Genomic DNA, 19,766 nt, shown 5'->3' with positions numbered 1-19,766 from the left:
GCAACAGCGCGGCTTACGCCCGCGCCAGCCGCTGATAACGGTTGAAATGGTGGCGGGTGTCGCCCAGCGTGTATTCGATCGCCAACAGGCGCTTGACGTAGTGGCCCACGGCAAGCTCGTCGGTCATGCCCATGCCGCCATGCAGCTGGATGCTTTGCTGGCTGATGTACCGGGCGGCCTCGCCGCAGCAGGCCTTGGCGGCCGAGGTCAGGCGGCCGCGCAGCCGCGTGTCGGCCGGATCCGCGCGAGCGGCCGTCCAGGTCAGCGAACGCGCCTGCTCCAGCGCCAGCAACATGTCCACCAGCCGGTGCTGCACCGCCTGGAAGCCGCTGAGCGCCCGGCCGAACTGGCGGCGCGCGTCGGCATAGTCGCGGGTCGCGTCAAGCAGCGCCTGCATGGCGCCCAGCGCTTCGGCGCACAAGGCGATGCGCGTCGTGTCCGCCGCCTGTTCCAAGGCGGCGCCAGCGACGCCCAGCCGCGCGTCTTCGGAAACGCGGCAAGCACTGAAGACGATGTCCGCATAGCTGCGCCCATCCACGCCCACCGCGCCCTGACGGGTGACGCCGGACATGGCGTTCTGCTTCCCGGCCTCGATCAGGAACAGGGCGACGTCGCGGCCGTCGCGCGCCGCGACCAGCAGCTGCGCGGCCCCGGCCCCGAACGGCACGCGGCGTTTGACGCCGTTCAGTACCCAGCCGTCGCCCTGACGCTCGGCCACGACGCCATCGCCGTCCAGCGACCAATCCGACTGCGGCCCTGCGATGGCCAGCACCGGCGCGGCGGTGCCCTGGGCGATGCCGGCAAGTACGCGTCGGACCGCAACGCCATCCGGCATCAGCGCCAGCAGTTGGCCGCACAGCAACGCGCTGACGTCATAGGGCTCGGTCACCAGATGGCGGCCGAACTGCTGCATCACCACGCACAGGTCGGTCAACCCCGCATCCATGCCGCCCGAGGACGCGGGCAGGCCCAACCCCAGCAAGCCCATCTCGGCAAAGGCGCGCCAATGCGGCGAGGCCGCCGGATCCGCGTCGGCGGCCGGCGGCGTCCGGCCAGCGGGCACGGGGTATTCCCGTTGCAGGTAGCGCGCAACGGCGTCATCCAGCGCGCGCTCGTCATCGGTGTAGTCGTCAGGCAAGCCCAGCCCAAGTTTGGCGATGATGTCCTTCTGGACTTCGTCCGTGCCGCCATAGATGGAGATCTTGCGCAGGTTCAGGTAGAAGCCTGGCATCGCCGCCAGTTCCTCCTCGGCGGTCGGACCGCCTCGCGCATAGTCCCGCTCCAAGGCCTGGGACTGATAGGCCAGCGCGTTCGGCCCCGCGGTGTCGACCAGGGCCTCGCTGATGCGCTGCGCCAACGTGGAACCCAGGTATTTCAAGATCGACGCTTCCGCGCCATGGCCAGCGCCGCGTTGATCGCGTGCGATCAACCGCAGATTGGTCTGCTCCAGTGCCAGCGTATCAATTTCCAGCTGTGCCATCCGGTGCGCGAACACCGGGTCGTCGGCCAGGGGCTGGCCATCGACCACGCGCTGCGCCGCCAGCCTTTGAAGATGGCCCAGTTCACGTTTGGCGCGGCCGACCCGCGCCGCGCCGAAGCGCTCATGCGACAACAGGTACTTTGCATACGTCCAGCCGCGGTCCACCTCGCCCACCAGATGCGACGCGGGCACCACCACATCATCCAGGAAGACCTCGTTGATCTCTTCACCGCCGTCCAGCGTCCGGATCGGGCGCAGCGACACCCCAGGGCTGCGCATGTCGATCAGCAGGAAGGAAATGCCTGCTTGCGCCTTGGCCTCGGGATTGGTCCGCGCCAGGCAGAACATCATGTCGGCGTATTGCGCGTAGGTCGTCCAGGTCTTCTGGCCGTTGACGACGAAATTGTCCCCCTCGCGTCGGGCCCGGGTGGATAGCGAGGCCAGGTCCGAGCCGGCGCCCGGTTCGGAATAGCCCTGGCACCACCAGTCTTGCCCGCTCAGGATGCGCGGCAGGAAATGGCTTTTCTGCCACGCCGAGCCATAGGCCATGATGACGGGCGCCACCATCCGCAAGCCGAAGGGCACGGTTTCTGGCGCGCCGGCCAGCGCGCATTCCTCATCGAACACGTTGCGCTGCCCAATGCCCCAGGCGGCGCCGCCGTATTCCGCCGGCCAGTTCGGCGCGGCCCAGCCGCGCGCGTGCAGGATCCGGTGCCACCGCAGGAAATCCTCCTTGTCCAGACGCTGGTGGTCCAGCACTTTGCGCCGCAGGTCCGCGGGAAGTTCGTCGCGCAGGAAAGCGCGGACCTCGTCGCGGAACGCGGCCATGTCCGTATCAGCCGGCATTTTGAAGATCCTGAGCGAAACGCAGCGGCGCGTCGGTGGCGGCCTGCAAGGCCTCGCGAGACAGGCCCGGCGCCATGCTGCGCACCAGGAACCCGTCGGGTGTCACGTCAAGCGTGGCCAGATCGGTATACACGCGGTCGACGCAAGCCGCGCCGGTCAGCGGCAGGTCGCACACGCGGCGCAAGCGGGAGCTGCCGTCGCGCGTCGTGTGCTCCATCAGCACGTGGACGCGTTTGGCGCCCACAGCCAGATCCATGGCGCCGCCCACCGCTGCGGCCACGCCGGGCTGCCCCAGCGACCAGTTCGCCAGATCCCCGGTTTCCGACACCTGATAGGCCCCCAGGATGCAGTAGTCCAGATGGCCGCCGCGCATCATGGCGAAGGAGTCGGCGTGGTTGAAGAAACTGCCGCCGGCCGACATGGCGACGTTCTGCTTGGCCGCATTGGTCAGGTCGGGATCGATGGGATCGTCTTCAGCGCGCGCCCGCATGCCCAGGATGCCGTTTTCGCTATGCACGATGACGCCATGCTCGGGCGTCCAGTAGTCCAGCGCCATGACGGGCATGCCGATGCCCAGGTTGACGTAGGCGCCGGCAGGGATGTCGGCGGCGGCGCGGCGCGCAATGTCCGCGCGTGAAAATCGTTGGATCATTGCAGGGCTCCGGTCAACTGGGCGTCGGGGATACGCAGCACACGCTGCACGAAGATGCCAGGGGTGACAATGTGTTCCGGGTCCAGTCCGCCGACCTCGGCCAGCGCATGCACCTGGACAATCGCAGTCGCCGACGCCATGCACATCAACGGTCCGAAGTTGCGCCCCGCTTTGCGGTAGACCAGATTGCCCAGCGGATCCGCGCGATAGGCTTTCACCAGCGCGTAGTCGGCGTGCAAGGGCTCTTCGAACACGTAACCGACGCCTTTGATGACGCGTGTCTCCTTGCCTTGCGCCAGCAGCGTGCCGTACCCGGTCGGCGTGAAAAAGCCGCCCAGCCCGGAACCGGCGGCGCGCAGCCGCTCGGCCAACGTGCCCTGCGCAACGCACTCGTAGTCGATCAGGCCGTCGGCATAGGCCGATTCGAACGCCTGGGATTCCGCGCCGCGCGGGTATGAGGCGATCAGTTTGCGCACGCGTCCCAGCCGGATCAGCCGGGCCAGGCCGCTGTCGCGGCTGCCGCTGTTGTTGCATACGACCGTAAGGTTGCGCGCGCCCTGCTCCACCAGCGCATCCAGCAGATCCACGGGCTGGCCGGACAGGCCGAAGCCGCTGACCAGGACCGTGGCGCCATCGGGGATATCCGCCACGGCCTGCGCAGCGCAATGGACCATCTTGTTCATCTGGGTTTCCGTCACAAGGTATGGGAAAGGATGGCCGTGGCCTGGCTGGACAGCACGCCTCCGTTGCCGTGCACCAGCGCGACGTCGGCCTTGGGGACCTGGCGTTCGCCGGCCTCGCGGCGCAGTTGCGCCACCGCTTCGATCACCAGGAAAATGCTGTACATGCCGGGGTGCGTGAACGACAGGCCGCCGCCGTTGGTGTTCATGGGCAGGTCGCCGCCCGGTTCGATCCGGCCGCCGCCGATGAAGGCGCCGCCCTCGCCCTTGGCGCAGAAGCCCAGGTCCTCCAGGAACAGGATGGGGTTGATGGTGAAGGCGTCGTACAGCTCGACCAGATCGATGTCGGCCGGCGTCAGGCCGGCTTCGGCGAAGGCGGCTCGCCCCGAATCCACCGCGGGCGTGACCGTGACGTCGGGCATGCAGGAGATTTGCCGGTGCCAATGCGCGTGGCCCGTCCCTAACACGTAGATCGGGCGCGGGTGCAGGTCGCGGGCTCGGTCCGCGCGAGTCACGACGAAGGCGCCCGCGCCGTCGGTCACCAGGCAGCAGTCGCGCACGGTCAAGGGGTCTGAAATCATCTTCGCGCCTAGCACGTCGTCGATCGTCAGCGGCCCGCGCAGGAAGGCGTCCGGGTTCAGCTGCGCCCATTTGCGCGCGGCCACCGCGACTTCAGCCAGTTGGCGCCGCGTGGTGCCGTACTGATGCATATGGCGCGCAGCGGCCAGCGCATAGCTGGTCACCGGGTTAAACGGCTTGTAGGGATGTTCGTAGGGTTGCGGGTCCAGCGCCGCGCGCATCTGATTGATCTGCGTGCTGCTGGGTGCGCTGCGGGGGTTGGCGCCGTAGCACACCAGCACGTGGTCGCACTGGCCGGCTTCGATGGCCATGGCCGCGATCTTCAGATCGGCGATGAACGACGATCCGCCGAACATCGTGCTGTCGGAAAAGCGCGGGCGGATGCCCAGGTATTCCGACATCCGCATCACCCACCAAGGCGAGGTCAGGCTGGACGTGATGATGCCGTCGATGTCCTGCATCTTCAGGCTGCTGGCGGCCACGGCGCGGTGCGCCGCCTGCGCGATGATTTCCTGTTCGGTGCGCCCGCCGCAGTCGCCCAGCCCGGCCATGCCGGTGCCCAGGACGGCGATCGCGCCGCGATAGCTGCGGCCGCTCATGCCTGTTCCCCCAACCGAGGGACGAACACCAGCAACGGCCCGCCGTCCACGGTGTCGATCCGTGCCCGCACGGGCATCCCGATGCGCACCGCCTCGGGCGGCATGTCGACCACGCGGCTCATCAGGCGCGGCCCTTCGGCCAGATCGACGAGGCACACCGTATAGTCGCCGGCTTTGCTGCGGACGACAGTCGTGGAATAGACCTCGCCCAGCCCGCTGGGTTCGGTCCAGTGCAAGACGTCCGAGCCGCAATGCGGGCAGACCACCCTGGGATAGAAATGGTGCCGGGCGCAGGCCTGGCATTGCGGGATCGTGAAGCAGCCCTGCGCGAGCTGCTCGAAATAATGGCGCTCGGCGCTGGCGGCCGGCCCGGTTTCAGTGTGCGGCATGCTGATCGTATCCGCCCGGAAGGCGGATGTCTCCGTTATAGGTCGTTGTCCGCCCGGCATGGCTCGGGGCGTGAAACGATTTTAGGAATGCGGCCCGCCCCTGACCATCCGAAAGATTCGAAGGCATCATTCGGCGTATTCGAAGCGCCCGCCGCCCCCCCGAGAAGACGGAGTAAGATTTACGGCACAACACCCCTAAACATGGCAGGAGCAGTGGAAGATGGCGAAAGTCGGCATGGTTGGAATCGGCCTCATGGGCCACGGCATTGCAAGCAATCTGGTCAAGCACGGTCACGCGCTGACCGTGCTTGAGCACCCGGGCAACCAGCCCCTGGATGCGCTGAAGGCCGCTGGCGCGGCAAGCGTGGACAGCGGCGCCGCGCTGGCCGCCGCGTCGGATGTGATCATCCTGTGCGTGACAGGTAGCCCGCAGGTGGAAGCCGTGCTGCTGTCCGCGGGCGGCGTGCTGGAAGGCCTGCGCCCGGGCACCGTGATCATCGATTGCTCAACCGCCATTCCCTCGTCCACCGTGAAGGTGGCGCAGGCCGTGACCGAATCCGGCGGCCGCTTCCTGGATGCGCCGATGACGCGCACGCCGAAGGAAGCCGCCGAAGGCCGGCTGAACCTGCTGGTGGGCGGCGACTCCGCCCTGTTTGAAGAATGCAAGCCGATCCTGGCCTGCTTTGCCGAGAACATCACGCACGCCGGCCCGGTCGGCGCCGGCCACCGCATGAAGCTGCTGCACAACTACGTGTCGCTGGGCGTGGTGGCGTTGCTGTCGGAAGCAGCCGCCTGCGCGCTGCGTTCGGACATCGATCCGGCCGTATTCGCAGATGTGCTGGCCAAGGGCGGCGGCGGCGGCGTGGCGCTGGAACGCATCAAGCCGTACCTGCTGGAGCAGGACCCGTCGTCGCTGCGCTTCTTCATGTCGAACGCGCAGAAAGACCTGTCCTACTACAACACCATGGCGGCCGAAACCGGCGCCGTGCGCGAAATCGGCGCCGCCGTTCAGCACACGTTCGACCAGGCCGTCACGCAAGGCGGCGGCGACCGCTACGTGCCCGAACTGGTTTCGCTGCTGAAAGACCGCTGATTCAGACTGCTGATTCAGCGTCCCACGGCTGCCGGCGCGCGTGCTAGACCGCGCCCCGGCAGTTGCAGGGAAATCGCCGCGGCCAGCAACAGCAGCACGCCCGCCGACCCGAAGGCGACCCAATGCGTGTGGAACGTGTCGAACGCCCACCCGCCCAGCCACGAACTGATCATGCCGCCCACCTGGTGGCCCAGATACGTCAGGCCGTACAGCACGCCGACCAGGCGGATGCCGTAGACGTCGGCGAGGATCGCCGAAGACAAGGCGATGCTCCCCGCCCACACGATGCCGCCGATCGTGGCCGCCGCATACAACTCCCAATGCGCGCCCACCATGACCAGCGCAAAGAATCCCAAGCCCCGCACCAGATAGATGGCGGCCAGGATGTTGCGCCGCTCGACCTGGTCGGACATGCGGCCCAGCACCAGCGTGCTGAAGATGGCGACCAGGCCGATCAGGCCGATGCCCAGCGAGCTGGTGGTGGCGTCGAAGCCGTGGTCCATCAGCATCGGCATGCCGTGCGTGCCCAGCAGGTTCATGCTGTAGCCACAGGCGAACAGCCCCAGCGCCACTTGCCAGAACGGCAGCGTGCGCAAAGCGTTGCGCACGTTCGGCGCCGGGCCCTTGGCCGCGGGTTTGGCGGAAGCCTTGGTGTCGATGATCTGGTGGGGCAGCAGGTCCGTGTGTTCCGGCGCCGTGTCGCGCATGATGAAGAGCGCCACCGGCACGGTCAGCAAGGCGAACAGTACGGAAAACGCCAGCAGCGTTTCCCGCCAGCCCACGGCCGCGATCGCGAACGTGAGCGTGGGCGTCATCAAGGCGATGCCCGCCATCGATCCGGTGGACAGGAAGAACAGCGCCATGCCGCGCTGGCGGGTGAACCAGCGGCTGATCACGGGCGTCAGCGCGACGGGGCTGGTGAAGGCCAGGCCGACGGACAGCGCCACGCCGAACGACAGCAGGAATTCGATGGGGCCCCGCGCGAACACCGTCCACAATGACGATGCCACGACGATGGCGGTGCCGGTCAGCAGCACGAAGCGGGTGCCGCGCGTGCTGACCAGATAGCCGGCCAGCGGCATGGCCAGGCCATAGCACAGCATGCCGACCGCGACGATGCCCGACAACAGGCTGCGCGAAAATCCCAGCCCGTCCGCCATCGGCAGGAAGAACGGCCCGATGCCCATGCGCAGGCCGACCGTCAACAGGGTGAGTACGGCGGCGGCGCCAACGATGTTCCAGCCGAAATACCAGCCGCCCGACGCTTGCTTGTCCAATTCCTTCTCCTCGATGTCTTCTTATGGCCGCTCATGCGCCAGGGCTTGCAGACACCGCAGGGAAGGCGCGGAAGGGGATCCGCTATCGACACGGGTGGGAAGGACGAGGCGTGAAACGGCATGTTCTTGCCGGCGGCCGACGCCGCCAGACGCGACATATTACTCCTGGCTATAAGACGGTCAGGCGGCGCGCCGCCCGCACCCCCGAAATTGCTGTTCGGTCAGCGGTCGCTCCCGCCAGATTCGCAAATTCCAGCGAAGTAAATATAATTGATATCGATTTTCATTCATCAGCCATCCCTGCGGTGGCTTCTTCACCCCGGCGATTCCGCGTTCTCCATGCCTTCGGCAACCTCCCGCCCCGATTCCGCGCTGCATGCCTGGTATGTCGACCATGGCGGCTGGCTGCTGGCGTGGCTGAAGAAGAAGCTGGGCTGCCCGCACAATGCGGCGGACATGGCGCATGACACTTTTGCGCGCATCCTGGCATCGCGCGACGCGCTGGCGGCGGTGCGCGAACCCCGGGCGTTCCTGTCGGTGACCGCCAGCCGGCTCATCATCGACCAGGCGCGGCGCCGCCAGGTGGAAGACGCCTATCTGGCGGAACTGAGCCTGGCCATGGCCGACCATCCCGGCGCGCCCTCGCCCGAACAGATCCTGATGACGTCCCAGGCGCTGGCCCAGATCAGCGCCATCCTGGAAGGCCTGGCGGCGCGACCGCGCCAGGCCTTTTTGCTTCACTACCTGGATGGCGACACCCATGCCGGGATCGCCGCCAAGCTGGGCGTGACCGACCGCATGGTGCGCAAGTACCTGGTGTCGGCGCTGGTGCACTGCCACGAGGCGGTGGACGCATGAGCAGCGCCGCCGCCCAGACCATCGCACGCGAGGCCGCGCAGTGGCTGATGCGCTTGACCGAAGACGACGGCGACCCGGCCAATCGCGACCGCCTTCGCCAGCGCTTCGATGCATGGAAGCAGCAAGATCCACGCCACGAAGCCGCCGCGCGGCGGATGGAATCCGTGCTGTCGCAACTGGGCGCGTTGCGCGACGATGCGCAAGGGCAGACGACGCCATTGCACGCCGGCCTGCAGGCCGGTTGGGCAGGCGGCAGGCGGCGGCGCGCCCGCCGGGTGGCGGCCGGCCTGGCGGTGGCCGCGGCGCTGGCCACGCCGCTGGCGGTGTTCCTGCATTTCTATCCGTCGTCCTACCTGCTGGCCGACATGCGCAGCGGCGCCGGCCAGTGGCAAACCCATGTGCTGGCCGACCAGAGCCGCGTCACGCTGGAGCCCGGCGCGGCGGTCAATCTGCATTTCGATCCGCAACGCCGCGAGGTCGAACTGGTGCGCGGCGACATCCTGGTGGAAGTGGCCCATGACGCGGCCCGGCCGTTCGTGGTGCGCACCGCCCAGGGCAGCGCGCGCGCGCTGGGGACCCGCTTCGTCGTCAGCGCGGACGCCAGCGTGACGGTGCTGGGCATGCTGGAATCCAAAGTGCTGGCTACCGCCCGGGACGACGCCGACCCGGACCACGCGCGGCAGGTGCAAGCCGGCGAACAGGTGCGCATCACTCCGGACAGCGTGGGCGCGCCGCAGCCGCTGGACGCCGCCGCGGTCGAAGACGCCTGGAAGTACCGCCGGCTGGTCGTGCAAGACAAGCCGTTGGCCGACGTGCTGGAGCTGCTGGGCCGCTACCGCAGCGGCCTGTTGCGCGTGGACCGCGACGCGCTGGCCGGCCTGCAGGTCAACGCCGTCCTGCCGCTGGACGACCCCGACCGCGCCCTGCAGCTGCTGGCCAGCAGCTTCCCCATCCGGGTGCGCACGCTGACCCCGTGGGTCGTCATCGTCGACCGGGTTCCTCCGGGGAAATAACTTTTTCTAGTCCAGGGTTCCGCTTTTCCGAGCTCGTGCGTCATAGCAATCAGGACACTCACGCACACGGAACTTTCCATGCCCCTGCCGACTTTGAACCTCCGATACACCCCGCTGGCATTCAGCCTGCTGCTGGCCACGTTGGGCGCCGCCGCCCTGCCCGCCCATGCCCAACAACAGACCGATGCCGCGATCCCGTTCGACATCACCGCCGGTCCCCTGGCCCCGGCCTTGAACCGCTATGCCCAGCAAGCGGGCGTGGCGATCTCTGTCGATGCCGGCCGCATCCAGGGCTTGACCACCAACGGGCTGCAGGGGCGCTACCGCGTGGATGAAGGTTTCCGCGTGCTGCTGGCGGGCAGCGGTTTCTCCGCCGCGCGCAGCGCGGGCGGCTATGTGCTGGTGGCGACGCCCGTGCCCGGCACCACCACCCTGCCCGCCGTGCGCGTCAGCGGCCAGGGCGTGCCCGGCGCGTTGGACCCGACTTCAGGCCTGCTGGCATCGACCAGTTCCAGTGCCACCAAGACCGACACCCCGCTGATCGAAACGCCGCAATCCGTGTCGGTCGTGACGCGCGAGCAGATCGACGAACAAAAGCCGCGCAGCGTCACGGAAGCGCTGCGCTACACGCCCGGCGCCTTCACGGGCCTGGTCGGCGCGGCCGACCGCTACGACTATGTCGCGCTGCGCGGCTTCATCGAAAACAGCACGGACAACACCATCTACGACGGCCTGAAGCTGCTGAGCGATTCCGGCACCTTCAGTTCTATCCAGATCGATCCCTATTTCGTCGAACGCATCGACGTGTTCCGCGGCCCGTCATCGGTGCTGTTCGGCCGCAGCGCCCCCGGCGGCCTGGTGCAGCTGACCAGCAAGCGCCCGCTGTTCGATCCTTACCGCGCAGTCGAAGTGTCGTACGGCACCCAGGGCCAGAAGAGCGTGGGCTTCGACGTTGCCGGCCCCGTGGACGACAACGGCAAAGCGGCCTATCGCATCACCGGACTGGGCCGCTCCACCGATACGCAATTCGACAACACCCGCGAAGAACGCTATGCCATCGCCCCGCAGGTGATGTTCAACTTCACGCCGGACACGAGCCTGCTGCTGCAGGCCTATCTGCAGCGCGATCCCAGCGGCGGCTTCCACAGCGGCGTGCCCGCCGACGCCAGCATCACCAACGACCATGCCGGCCAACGCATCTCGCGCCATTTCGTGGATTCCGATCCCGACAACAACGAATTCAAGCGCAACGAACGCATCTTCAGCTATCAGTTCGACCACCGCTTCAACGACCGCTGGACCTTCCGTCAAAACGCGCGCTATGTCTCATCCGATGTGGCGCTCAAACAGGTCTACGGCTACGGCTGGGCCAACGGCACCGAGCTGAACCGCTATTACTCGGGCGCCGATGAATCGTTGAATGCGTTCGCCATCGACAATCAGCTGCAGGGCAAGTTCGAGACGGGCGCGGTCAAACACACCGTGCTGCTGGGGCTTGACTACCAGAACCGCCATGCCGACGGCCGTTGGGATTCCGGCACGGCGTCCAACCTGGATGCCTTCCATCCGAACTATGCCAACGGCAACGTGCAGATCGCCAGCCGCACCTTCTTCGACCGCCGCCTGGAGCAGACCGGCTTCTACCTGCAGGACCAACTGGCCTATGACCGCTGGCGCCTGACGCTGAGCGGCCGCCAGGACGAGGTCCGCACCACGGAATCCAGCCGCACCGGCGACTATGCGTCCAGGCAAAGCTGGAGCGGCTCCAAGTTCACCAAGCGCGCCGGCCTGGTCTACCTGTTCGACAACGGCGTGTCGCCTTACGTGAGCTACAGCGAGTCGTTCAACCCCAATGCCTACACGGACCAGCAGGGCAATCTGCTGCCGCCCACGCAAAGCAAGCAGTACGAAGCCGGCGTGAAGTTCCAGGCCCCCGGCACCGAAAACATGGTGACGCTGGCGGCCTTCGACCTGACGCAGGACAACGTGGCCAACCGCGTGCTGGCGCAGACCTACTACACGCCCGCTGGCAAGGTGCGATCGCGCGGGATCGAGCTGGAAGGCAAGGCGCGCCTGACGGACAACTTCACGATGCTGGCGGCCTATACCTTCACGGCCATGACCTACCGCGAGTCCACCGAGGGCCTGACCGGCAACACGCCGTACCAGGCGCCGCGCCACATGGCGTCCCTGTGGGGCGACTACCAGTTCGACTCCGGCCTGGGCGTGGGCGCGGGCGTGCGGTACGTCGGCACCAGTTGGGCCGACAGCGCCAACACGCTCAAGGTGCCGGCCTATACGCTGGTGGACCTGTCGGTGCGCTACGACCTGGCCCGGCTGTCGTCGTCGCTCAAGGGCATGAGCGTACGCGTGGCCGCCAACAACCTGCTGGACAAAACCTACGTGGCGTCATGCGCCAGCCTGAACTACTGCTACTACGGCGAAGAGCGCAACGTCGTCGCCACGTTGAAGTACGAGTTCTGACAGTCGGGGGAGCGCGCGCTCCCGGAAGGGGCCAGCGCGCGTCTTGCCAGCGCCGCTGCCCTATCGAAGCACGTTGCGCACGAAGCGCAGCCGCGCGTCGCCGTCGTTGAAGTAGGCATAGGGCTGCGCGCTGCTGTAGATGGCGAAATCGTCGGCGGAGACGGATTGCGGCACGCCGGACAGTTCCAGCCGCAGCGTCCCCTCGATCACGTAGACCATCTCGTGCCATCCGTCCGGATCGGGCTCGGCCAGGTATTGTTCCCCTGGCGCCAGCGTCCAGATCCATAATTGCGCCTCGCAGCTGGCGGGGGCGGCGCCCAGCAATACCGCCTGGCTGCCGGGCCGCTCGCCGCGCCATGCCATGGCCTCGATGCGGCGGCGTTCCCGGTTGGGGTCGCTGACCAGGTCCACGAAGCCCACCCCCAACGCGCCGGCCAATTTATCCAGGCTGGACAGGCTGATGTTCGCCGTTCCCGCTTCCACCCCCGCGATCATGCGCCGACTGATGCCCGACGCGTCGGCCAGGTCCGTCTGGCTCAACCCGGCCTGTTTGCGGATCCGCCGCAAATTGGCCCCGACATGCGTGAGGACATCGCGGCCCGGCGACGTAATGTGCAGTATATTGCTCATAATTTCGTAGCTATTGAAGTCAATCGTGCCCCCAAAGACATCGATGTTCGCCCTGACGCGCCAGGAAATCGCCCTGGTACTGGTCACCATGCTGTGGGGAAGCACGTTCCTCATCATTCACATTGCCATGCAGCATAGCGGACCCCTGTTCTTCGTAGGCGTGCGGTTCACCATTGCGGGCCTGGTGACGATGCTGCTGTTCCGCAAGCACATGATGGCGATCACCCGATTCGAAGCGGGCGCAGGCGTCGCGATCGGCTGCGCCCTGTTCCTGGGTTATTACCTGCAGACGCATGGCCTGCGCACCATCACCAGCAGCCAGTCCGCCTTCATCACGGCGTTGTACGTACCGATCGTGCCGCTGCTGCAATGGGCCGTGCTGAAACGCCCGCCCGGACTGATGAGCTGGATCGGCGTGGCGCTGGCGTTCACCGGCCTGATCCTGCTGGCCGGCCCCGAAGCGGGCTCGCTCAGCTTCAGCCCGGGCGAGCTGGCCACCTTGGCGGGCGCCGTCGCCATTGCCGCCGAGATCATCCTGATCGGCCTGTTCGCCAAACGCGTGGACAGCCGCCGCGTCACCGCGGTGCAGTTGCTGACGGCCGGGCTGGTGTCGTTTGCGCTGATGCCGGCGTTGGGCGAATCGGTCCCCGCGTTCTCGTGGCTGTGGGCCGGCGCCGCCATCGGCCTGGGCCTGGCCAGCGCCGCGATCCAGTTGACGATGAACTGGGCGCAGAAGTCCGTGTCGCCCACCCGCGCCACCGTCATCTATGCGGGTGAACCGGTCTGGGGCGGCATCGTCGGCCGCCTGGCGGGCGACCGGCTGCCCGCCTTGGCGCTGGCAGGCGCCGCGCTGATCGTGGCCGGCGTGCTGGCCAGCGAGATCAAGTTTCGCCGAAAGAAAGCCGTGGAAGTCCGATTGAACGACGCCTGAGCGGACTGGTGCGCGATCAGGCCGCCTGTTCCAGGAAGGCTTGCAAGGCGGGGACGGTGTTCAGCACGTGCTGACGCATGGCGGCCTCGCAGCGGGCAGAGTCGCGGGTCTGCAGCGCATCGATCAGTTCCTGATGCGATTCGCGCACGCGCAGCACGCGGCCGGGCTGTGCCGCCCACAAGCGCATATAGGGTTCCACCACCGAATGCAGCTCGGAGATCTGGCGCAACAGGCGCGGCTGCTGGCAGAAGCCGCATAGGTATTCGTGAAATTCGCGGTGCGCAGTGGTCCAGTCCAGATAGTCGCCGGAGCCCTGCTCCAACTGGTCCAGCAGGCTGGACAGGCGGCGGATGTGCTCGGCATTCATATGCAGCACGGCGTTGCGCATGGCCAGGCCTTCCAGCACCGACCGCATTTCAAAGACTTCCAGCATTTCCTGCTGGTTCAGTCCGCGCACCACCGCGCCGCGATTGGCGCGGATTTCCACCAGGCCTTCGGACGCCAGACGGCGCAACGCGCCGCGCACCGGCATGCGGCTGGTGCCGATCTCGCTGGCGACGACATCCGGCACCAGGCGCTGGCCGGGCGCATAGCGGCCCAGCCGGATCTCACGCTGCAAATGCAGGTACGCCTCGTCTTCGGCACTGATCGCTGTCTTCTGAAATTGCAGCATCGTCGTCCCCCAGGGCTTGGAAAGCCGCAATGATAGATAAACGCAAAAATAACACAAACTGGATCCAGTGATCCATGGATGCAAACACCAATAGTCCGAGCGAAGGCCTTCCCGTCTAATCCTCTCCGGCGGGCGCTTCCATGCGTCCGACGCGCCGGAACGGGCACGAGATCCGCCCGGCAGCACTCGTTTTTCATCACGCGATCAAGGGGATTACCATGAAATTTCGTCTCATCCGGACGCTGGCCGGCCTGGCCGCCGCCGCCTTCGCGGCCCAGGCCGGCGCGCAAGCAGGCGCCCCGGCCACCGACTGGCCGCAACATCCCGTGCGCATCGTCGTGCCGTTCCAGGCCGGTTCCGCCACCGACCTGATTTCGCGCCAGCTGGGCGCGGCGCTGGCCACCGAACTGGGCCAGCCCTTTGTCGTGGAAGCCCGTCCGGGCGCCGCGGCCGCGATCGGCAGCGCCTCGGTGGCCCGGTCCGCGCCGGACGGCTACACGTTGCTGATGGGCGGCCCGGCTGCCGTCGTCACCAACCGCTTCCTGCAGAAGCGCCTGGCCTATGACCCGGACGCCTTCGCGCTGGTGTCCCTGGTGGCCTACACCCCGAACATCCTGCTGGCCAACCCGCAGCAGCCGTTCAAGACCCTGCCCGAAATGGTCGCCTACGCGCGCGCCAATCCGGGCAAGCTGACGTACGCCTCGTTCGGCACCGGCACCACCTCGCACATGGCAGGCGAAATGCTGAAGTCCATCGCCGGCATCGATATCCTGCACGTGCCGTACAAGGGCGCGGGCGAAGCCATTCCGGCGCTGCTTTCCGGCCAGGTGTCGATGTACTTCGACACCATCATGACCGGCCTGCCCCAGGTCAAGAGCGGTTCGCTGCTGGCGCTGGGCATGTCGAATTCGCAACGCTCGGCGCTGGCTCCGGACATCCCCACCATCGCGGAACAGGGCTATGCCGGCTACGACATCGCCCCGTGGTATGGCCTGGTCGCGCCCGAGGGCACGCCTGCGCCCATCCTCGAAAAACTGAACCGCGCCGTGAACAAGGTGCTGGCCGACCCGGCATTGCGCGGTAAGCTCGCCGAAGCCGGCGCCGAACCGCGCGGCGGCAGCCGCGACGAGTTCGCCGCCTTCATCAAGGCCGAAATTCCGCGCACCAAGCAGTTGATCGACCAAGCCGGCATCACCCCGCAGTAACCCTTTCTACGAGTTCCAGCATCCATGTCCTCCCCCTTCGATTGGTCTTTTCCATACGCTTCCCGAAAAATGCCGGTCTTGGCCGCCAACGCGGTCGCGACCAGCCAGCCGCTGGCTGCGCAGGCGGGACTACGCATGCTGCTGGCCGGTGGCAATGCCGTTGACAGCGCCATTGCCACCGCAATCGCCCTCACCGTCGTCGAACCCGTCATGAACGGGATCGGCGGCGACATGTTCGCGCTGGTCTGGCACGACGGCCGCCTGCATGGCTTGAACTCCAGCGGCTGCGCGCCGGCCGCGTGGACGCCCGAATATTTCAATGGCCGCGACGCCATGCCCGGCACCGGCTGGGGCACGGTCACCGTGCCCGGCCAGGTCGCCGGCTGGAAAGCCCTGTCCGAGCGCTTCGGCAAACTGCCGTTCGCCAAACTGTTCGAACCCGCCATCGCCTACGCCGAAGACGGCTTCCCCGTGTCGCCCACCATCGCGCGCCAATGGGCCACCCAAGCGCCCAAGCTGGCGCACGAACCGGGCTTCGCCGAGGCCTTCCTGCCGCAAGGCCGCGCCCCGCAAGCCGGCGAATGGTGGCGCTTCCCCGCCCAGGCCAAGACCCTGCGCGACATCGCCGAAAGCGGCGGCGACAGCTTCTACCGCGGCGAGCTCGCCCGCAAGATCACGGACTTCGCCAGCCAGACAGGCGGCGCGCTAAGCGCCACCGACCTGGCCGAACACCGCCCCGAATGGGTCGCCCCCATCTCGCAATCGTTCCGCGATGTCGAGCTGCACGAAATTCCGCCCAGCGGCCAGGGCATTTCGGCGTTGATGGCGCTGGGCATGCTTGAGCAATTCGACCTGGAAGGCATGGGCCGCGACAGCGCCGACTACTACCACGTCAGCATCGAAGCGATGAAGCTGGCATTCGCCGACCTGCACCACCATGTGGCCGACCCGCGCCACATGCGCACCGACGCGCGCGCCCTGCTCGACCGCGCCTACCTGGCCGAGCGCGCGCGTCTGATCTCCATGGACCGCGCCAGCGTGCCCACCGCAGGCACACCCGCCACCGGCGGCACGGTCTACCTGACGGCCGCCGATGCGGACGGCACGATGGTGTCCTTCATCCAGTCCAACTACCACGGCTTCGGCTCGGGCGTGGTCGTGCCCGGCACCGGCATCAGCCTGCACAACCGCGGGCTGAACTTCGTGCTGACGCCGGGCCACGCCAATCAGGTCGCCCCGCGCAAGAAGCCGATGCACACGATCATCCCCGCGTTCGTCACGCGCGGCGGCCAGCCGTTGATGTCGTTCGGCGTGATGGGCGGATCGATGCAGGCGCAAGGCCACCTGCAAATGGTGACCCGCCTGGCCGCGTTCGGCCAGAACCCGCAAGCCATGAGCGATGCGCCGCGCTTCCGCGTGGAAAAAGGCCCCGTCGTCAATGTGGAATCGCACCTGCCGGCGGACGTCGTGGAGGCGCTGCGCGCACGCGGTCACAACGTGGCGGTGGCGCCGGCGGACAGCCTGGAGTTCGGTTCCGCCCAATTGATCTGCCGCCTGCCGCAAGGCGGTTATCTGGCGGCGTCCGATTCGCGCCGCGACGGACAGGCGGTGGGCTTCTAAGCCGGCAGACGTGCATGGGCCGCTCCAGGCGGCCGGATCCGGCGCCGAAAGCGCCTGATTGATGATCATGTCCTTGATTTCAGAACATATTGCTGCGGCATGCGTCATAAAAAATAGGAGGAATACGAAAGTCAGTATGCGGCACAATGGCAGCGCATGAGTCACACGCCCCTCCCTCGCGACGAGCCTTCCCCCACCCGATCAGCGCGCCACGAACAGCGGCGGCGCATGCTGACCGATTTGACGTTCGCCGATCCAGCGCGCATCCGCGCGTTGGCTCATGCCTTCAGCAACGCCAACGACCAGGACTTGCTGCAACTGCGCACGCTTCACGGGCACGGGGACCGGGCGGGATTGAACCTGCTTGCCCACCGCATCAAGGGCGCGGCCCAGATGTCGGGCGACATCCAACTGAGCGAATGCTGCACCGAGCTGGGACGGCTCTGCGCCAGCCCGGCGCAGGATGGGCAAGCGCTGGACGCCTGTGTCCAGCGTCTGGAAAGCGCCTTGGCCGAGTTCGCCGAGTCGTTCCGCCAGATCGCGCAAGACGCTTGAACCGCTAAGGCCTTCAAGACGCGCAATGCGGCCGCCCACCGTGCCGCAAACGTCCTACTTGTCGCAACGCCTGCCGCACGGCCGCTACACTGGTCGCGCGCAGCCTATTCCGCGCCCCGCATTTCATTCGACCGGCATCCACCCGCTGGACCCGGCCATGCAACGCAGTACCGGAGGCAATGTGAACACGGACATGATCAACCTTTCGATAAACCAGGTCTACGATTTGTCGATAGAGGTGCTTAGCCGCAATGGATTTTCCGCGCCGCATGCGGCGGCCATCGCGCAGACCATCACGGCCGGGCAACGCGACGATTGCCAGTCGCACGGGCTGTACCGCCTGATCGTCTGCGTGCGGACGCTGCAATCGGGCCTGGTCGACCCGAATGCCCTGCCGCTGATCACGCATCCCGCCCCCGCCGTCGTGCAAGTGGACGCGCAGCGCGCCTATTCGCTGCTGGCGTTCCAGGAAGGCCTGCCGCACCTGGCGGAAAAGGCCAGACGCAACGGCGTGGCCGTGCTGGCGATCAACAACTGCTTCCATTTTTCGGCGTTGTGGCCCGAGGTCGAGGCCATCGCCCAACAAGGCCTGGCGGGCATCGCCATGACGCCCAGCCACAGCTGGGTAGCGCCGGCCGGGGGCACTCGGCCCGTGTTCGGCACGAATCCGCTGGCCTTCGCCTGGCCGCGCCCCGCCGGCAACCCGTACGTGTTCGACTTCGCCACCAGCATGGTGGCGCGCGGCGAGATCGAATTGCACCGCCGCACCGGTAAATCCATTCCCGAAGGCTGGGCGATCGACGCGGACGGACAACCGACCACCGACGCTGCCGCCGGCATGGCCGGTGCGATGTTGACCTTCGGCTCCTACAAGGGCTCGGCGCTGTCCACCATGATCGAACTGCTGGCCGGCCCCCTGATCGGCGACTGGACCAGCCTGCAATCGCAAGCGTTCGACGCCGGCGCGAACGCCACGCCCCTGCATGGCGAACTGCTGATCGCGCTGGACCCGGCCATTCTCGGCCGCGGGCAGCGCGCCGCCAATGACGCCGGCGCCGAAGCCATGCTGGACGCCATCGCCGGCCAGGGCGCCCGCATGCCGTCCGAACGGCGCTACAAGGCGCGCGCCAAGAGTGAGCAGGAAGGCGTCTGGGTTAGTCGCGCCCTGTACGACGAAGTCCGGAACCTGGAGCGTTAAGCCAGGTTTTTGGCGCGCGGATCGTGCTTGGCCAGACGGCTCAGCAGATGGTCCACCTCGGCCTTCGCCGCCGGCGTCAGCGCGCCGCCCGGTCGGCGCTGGGCCGCGCTGGACAAGATGCCCCGGCGCATCATCACGTACTTGCGCACCGCCAGGCCCACGCCTGGCTGCTGCTCGTAGCGCAGCAGTGGCAGGTGGGCGTCGAACAAGTCGTGCGCCGCTTCCCGTTTGCCCTCGCCCACCCATTTGACGAAGTCGCACAGCATGTCGGGAAAGCAGTACCCGGTGTTGGCGCCATCGGCCTCACGCGCCATCTCGTAGTCCAGGAACAGGCCGTTGTTGCCGCACAGGATCGAGATGTGGCGCATGGCGCCTTCGGCCTCGAAGCGGCGCAGCGCCGAGATCTTTTCCAGCCCCGGCCAGTCTTCGTGCTTGAGCATCACGCAAGACGGCAGGTCGGTCACGATGCGCCGGATGACCGACGGCGCCATCTGCACGGAAAACGTCAACGGATAGTCCTGCAGCACGAACGGCACGTCGTCGCCGATGGCCTCGACCGCCTGATGGTAGTAGGTGACGATCTGGTCGTCGGTGCGCAAGGTGTTCGGCGGCGCGATCATCACACCGGCCGCGCCAAGGTCCATCACGGCGCGCGTCAACGAGCGCATGGACGCGAAGCCCGGCGCCGATACGCCCACCACGATCGGCATGCCGTCCGCCTTGCCAATCACCTGCGAAGCGATATCCAGCGATTCGGCGAAATCCAGCTTGGGGGCTTCGCCCAGTTGGCCCAGCACCGTCAGGCCGGTCGCGCCGCAAGATTGGTAGAAATCCATCATCCGGTCGATCGACGCGTGGTCCACCGCGCCGTCTTCGAAAAACGGGGTAGGCGCAATGGGGAATACGCCCTTGGCGTCAGCAGTCAGTTTCATCTTCAACGTCCTCAAGTGTCTTGGTTTGGAGTGTCTTGGCTCGGAATGTCTTGGCTAGGAGCGGGTTCGATT

The 19,766-nt window shown here is 67.0% G+C and carries 17 protein-coding genes and 2 pseudogenes; 9 read left to right on the top strand and 10 right to left on the bottom strand.

Translation table 11 applies throughout. The features are described from left to right. Positions 1-13: 13 nt before the first annotated feature. From A9973_RS31090 to A9973_RS05470, 6 genes and pseudogenes are all read right to left on the bottom strand, one after another. Positions 14-1,111 (bottom strand): annotated as a pseudogene (locus tag A9973_RS31090) (acyl-CoA dehydrogenase family protein); the annotation flags it as partial. Positions 1,112-1,135: 24 nt separating this feature from the next. Further along, positions 1,136-2,326: pseudogene (locus tag A9973_RS31085) on the bottom strand (acyl-CoA dehydrogenase family protein); the annotation flags it as partial. Then, complete coding sequence (locus tag A9973_RS05485) at positions 2,316-2,978, bottom strand: 3-oxoacid CoA-transferase subunit B (protein WP_183012737.1); 663 nt, start codon at positions 2,976-2,978, stop codon at positions 2,316-2,318. The pseudogene A9973_RS31085 and the gene A9973_RS05485, both read right to left, overlap by 11 nt. Further along, complete coding sequence (locus A9973_RS05480; RefSeq protein WP_183012736.1) at positions 2,975-3,661, bottom strand: 3-oxoacid CoA-transferase subunit A; 687 nt, start codon at positions 3,659-3,661, stop codon at positions 2,975-2,977. Before A9973_RS05480 ends, A9973_RS05485 begins: the two co-directional genes overlap by 4 nt. An 11-nt stretch (positions 3,662-3,672) precedes the next feature. Beyond that, positions 3,673-4,836 carry a thiolase gene (locus A9973_RS05475; protein ID WP_183012735.1) on the bottom strand — a complete coding sequence of 388 codons (1,164 nt, stop codon included), beginning with the start codon at positions 4,834-4,836 and terminating at the stop codon, positions 3,673-3,675. Next, positions 4,833-5,225: a Zn-ribbon domain-containing OB-fold protein gene (locus tag A9973_RS05470; RefSeq protein WP_183012734.1), complete on the bottom strand. Its 393-nt coding sequence runs from the start codon at positions 5,223-5,225 to the stop codon at positions 4,833-4,835. Before A9973_RS05470 ends, A9973_RS05475 begins: the two co-directional genes overlap by 4 nt. Before the next feature lie 220 nt (positions 5,226-5,445). Here A9973_RS05470 and A9973_RS05465 point away from each other — a divergent pair, with 220 nt between their 5' ends. Continuing rightward, positions 5,446-6,318, top strand: coding sequence for an NAD(P)-dependent oxidoreductase (locus A9973_RS05465; protein ID WP_183012733.1), 873 nt, complete (start codon positions 5,446-5,448; stop codon positions 6,316-6,318). Positions 6,319-6,332: 14 nt separating this feature from the next. Here A9973_RS05465 and A9973_RS05460 read toward each other — a convergent pair whose 3' ends face one another. Beyond that, positions 6,333-7,595 (bottom strand): MFS transporter, encoded by a 1,263-nt coding sequence (locus A9973_RS05460; protein ID WP_183012732.1) that lies wholly within the window; start codon positions 7,593-7,595, stop codon positions 6,333-6,335. A 339-nt stretch (positions 7,596-7,934) separates the two neighbouring features. Here A9973_RS05460 and A9973_RS05455 point away from each other — a divergent pair, with 339 nt between their 5' ends. From A9973_RS05455 to A9973_RS05445, 3 genes are all read left to right on the top strand, one after another. Next, a complete protein-coding gene (locus A9973_RS05455) occupies positions 7,935-8,453 on the top strand; it encodes a sigma-70 family RNA polymerase sigma factor (RefSeq protein WP_183012731.1) in 519 nt (172 codons plus the stop codon). Then, entirely contained in the window at positions 8,450-9,466 is a 1,017-nt protein-coding gene (locus A9973_RS05450) for a FecR domain-containing protein (protein WP_183012730.1), read from the top strand. Before A9973_RS05455 ends, A9973_RS05450 begins: the two co-directional genes overlap by 4 nt. Before the next feature lie 78 nt (positions 9,467-9,544). Next, positions 9,545-11,950, top strand: coding sequence for a TonB-dependent siderophore receptor (locus A9973_RS05445; protein WP_183012729.1), 2,406 nt, complete (start codon positions 9,545-9,547; stop codon positions 11,948-11,950). Positions 11,951-12,010: 60 nt separating this feature from the next. Here the strand turns inward: A9973_RS05445 and A9973_RS05440 are convergent, their stop codons facing one another. Next, complete coding sequence (locus A9973_RS05440) at positions 12,011-12,580, bottom strand: XRE family transcriptional regulator (protein ID WP_183012728.1); 570 nt, start codon at positions 12,578-12,580, stop codon at positions 12,011-12,013. Between the two features lie 43 nt (positions 12,581-12,623). Here A9973_RS05440 and A9973_RS05435 point away from each other — a divergent pair, with 43 nt between their 5' ends. Beyond that, positions 12,624-13,511 (top strand): DMT family transporter, encoded by an 888-nt coding sequence (locus A9973_RS05435; RefSeq protein WP_183013170.1) that lies wholly within the window; start codon positions 12,624-12,626, stop codon positions 13,509-13,511. Positions 13,512-13,527: 16 nt separating this feature from the next. Here the strand turns inward: A9973_RS05435 and A9973_RS05430 are convergent, their stop codons facing one another. Then, positions 13,528-14,184: a GntR family transcriptional regulator gene (locus A9973_RS05430; RefSeq protein WP_183012727.1), complete on the bottom strand. Its 657-nt coding sequence runs from the start codon at positions 14,182-14,184 to the stop codon at positions 13,528-13,530. A 218-nt stretch (positions 14,185-14,402) separates the two neighbouring features. On the opposite strand from A9973_RS05430, the gene A9973_RS05425 reads away from it, so the two are divergent. The 4 genes from A9973_RS05425 (at position 14,403) to A9973_RS05410 (ending at position 18,762) form a co-directional block, all read left to right on the top strand. Continuing rightward, on the top strand, positions 14,403-15,389 hold the full coding sequence (locus A9973_RS05425; RefSeq protein WP_183012726.1) for a tripartite tricarboxylate transporter substrate binding protein: 987 nt from the start codon (positions 14,403-14,405) through the stop codon (positions 15,387-15,389). Between the two features lie 24 nt (positions 15,390-15,413). Next, a complete protein-coding gene (ggt, locus tag A9973_RS05420) occupies positions 15,414-17,009 on the top strand; it encodes a gamma-glutamyltransferase (RefSeq protein ID WP_220805357.1) in 1,596 nt (531 codons plus the stop codon). Between the two features lie 228 nt (positions 17,010-17,237). Further along, positions 17,238-17,564, top strand: a complete 327-nt coding sequence (locus A9973_RS05415) for an Hpt domain-containing protein (RefSeq protein WP_183012724.1) — start codon at positions 17,238-17,240, stop codon at positions 17,562-17,564. A gap of 157 nt (positions 17,565-17,721) precedes the next feature. Continuing rightward, positions 17,722-18,762: an Ldh family oxidoreductase gene (locus A9973_RS05410; protein ID WP_183012723.1), complete on the top strand. Its 1,041-nt coding sequence runs from the start codon at positions 17,722-17,724 to the stop codon at positions 18,760-18,762. Here A9973_RS05410 and A9973_RS05405 read toward each other — a convergent pair. Further along, positions 18,759-19,694, bottom strand: coding sequence for a dihydrodipicolinate synthase family protein (locus A9973_RS05405; RefSeq protein ID WP_183012722.1), 936 nt, complete (start codon positions 19,692-19,694; stop codon positions 18,759-18,761). The two genes, A9973_RS05410 and A9973_RS05405, sit on opposite strands and share 4 nt — an antisense overlap. Positions 19,695-19,766 lie beyond the last annotated feature (72 nt).

This window comes from Achromobacter sp. UMC46 (genome assembly GCF_014170335.1).
In the GTDB taxonomy this organism is placed as follows: domain Bacteria; phylum Pseudomonadota; class Gammaproteobacteria; order Burkholderiales; family Burkholderiaceae_B; genus Achromobacter.
This window is presented reverse-complemented; position numbering and strand designations above follow the sequence as displayed.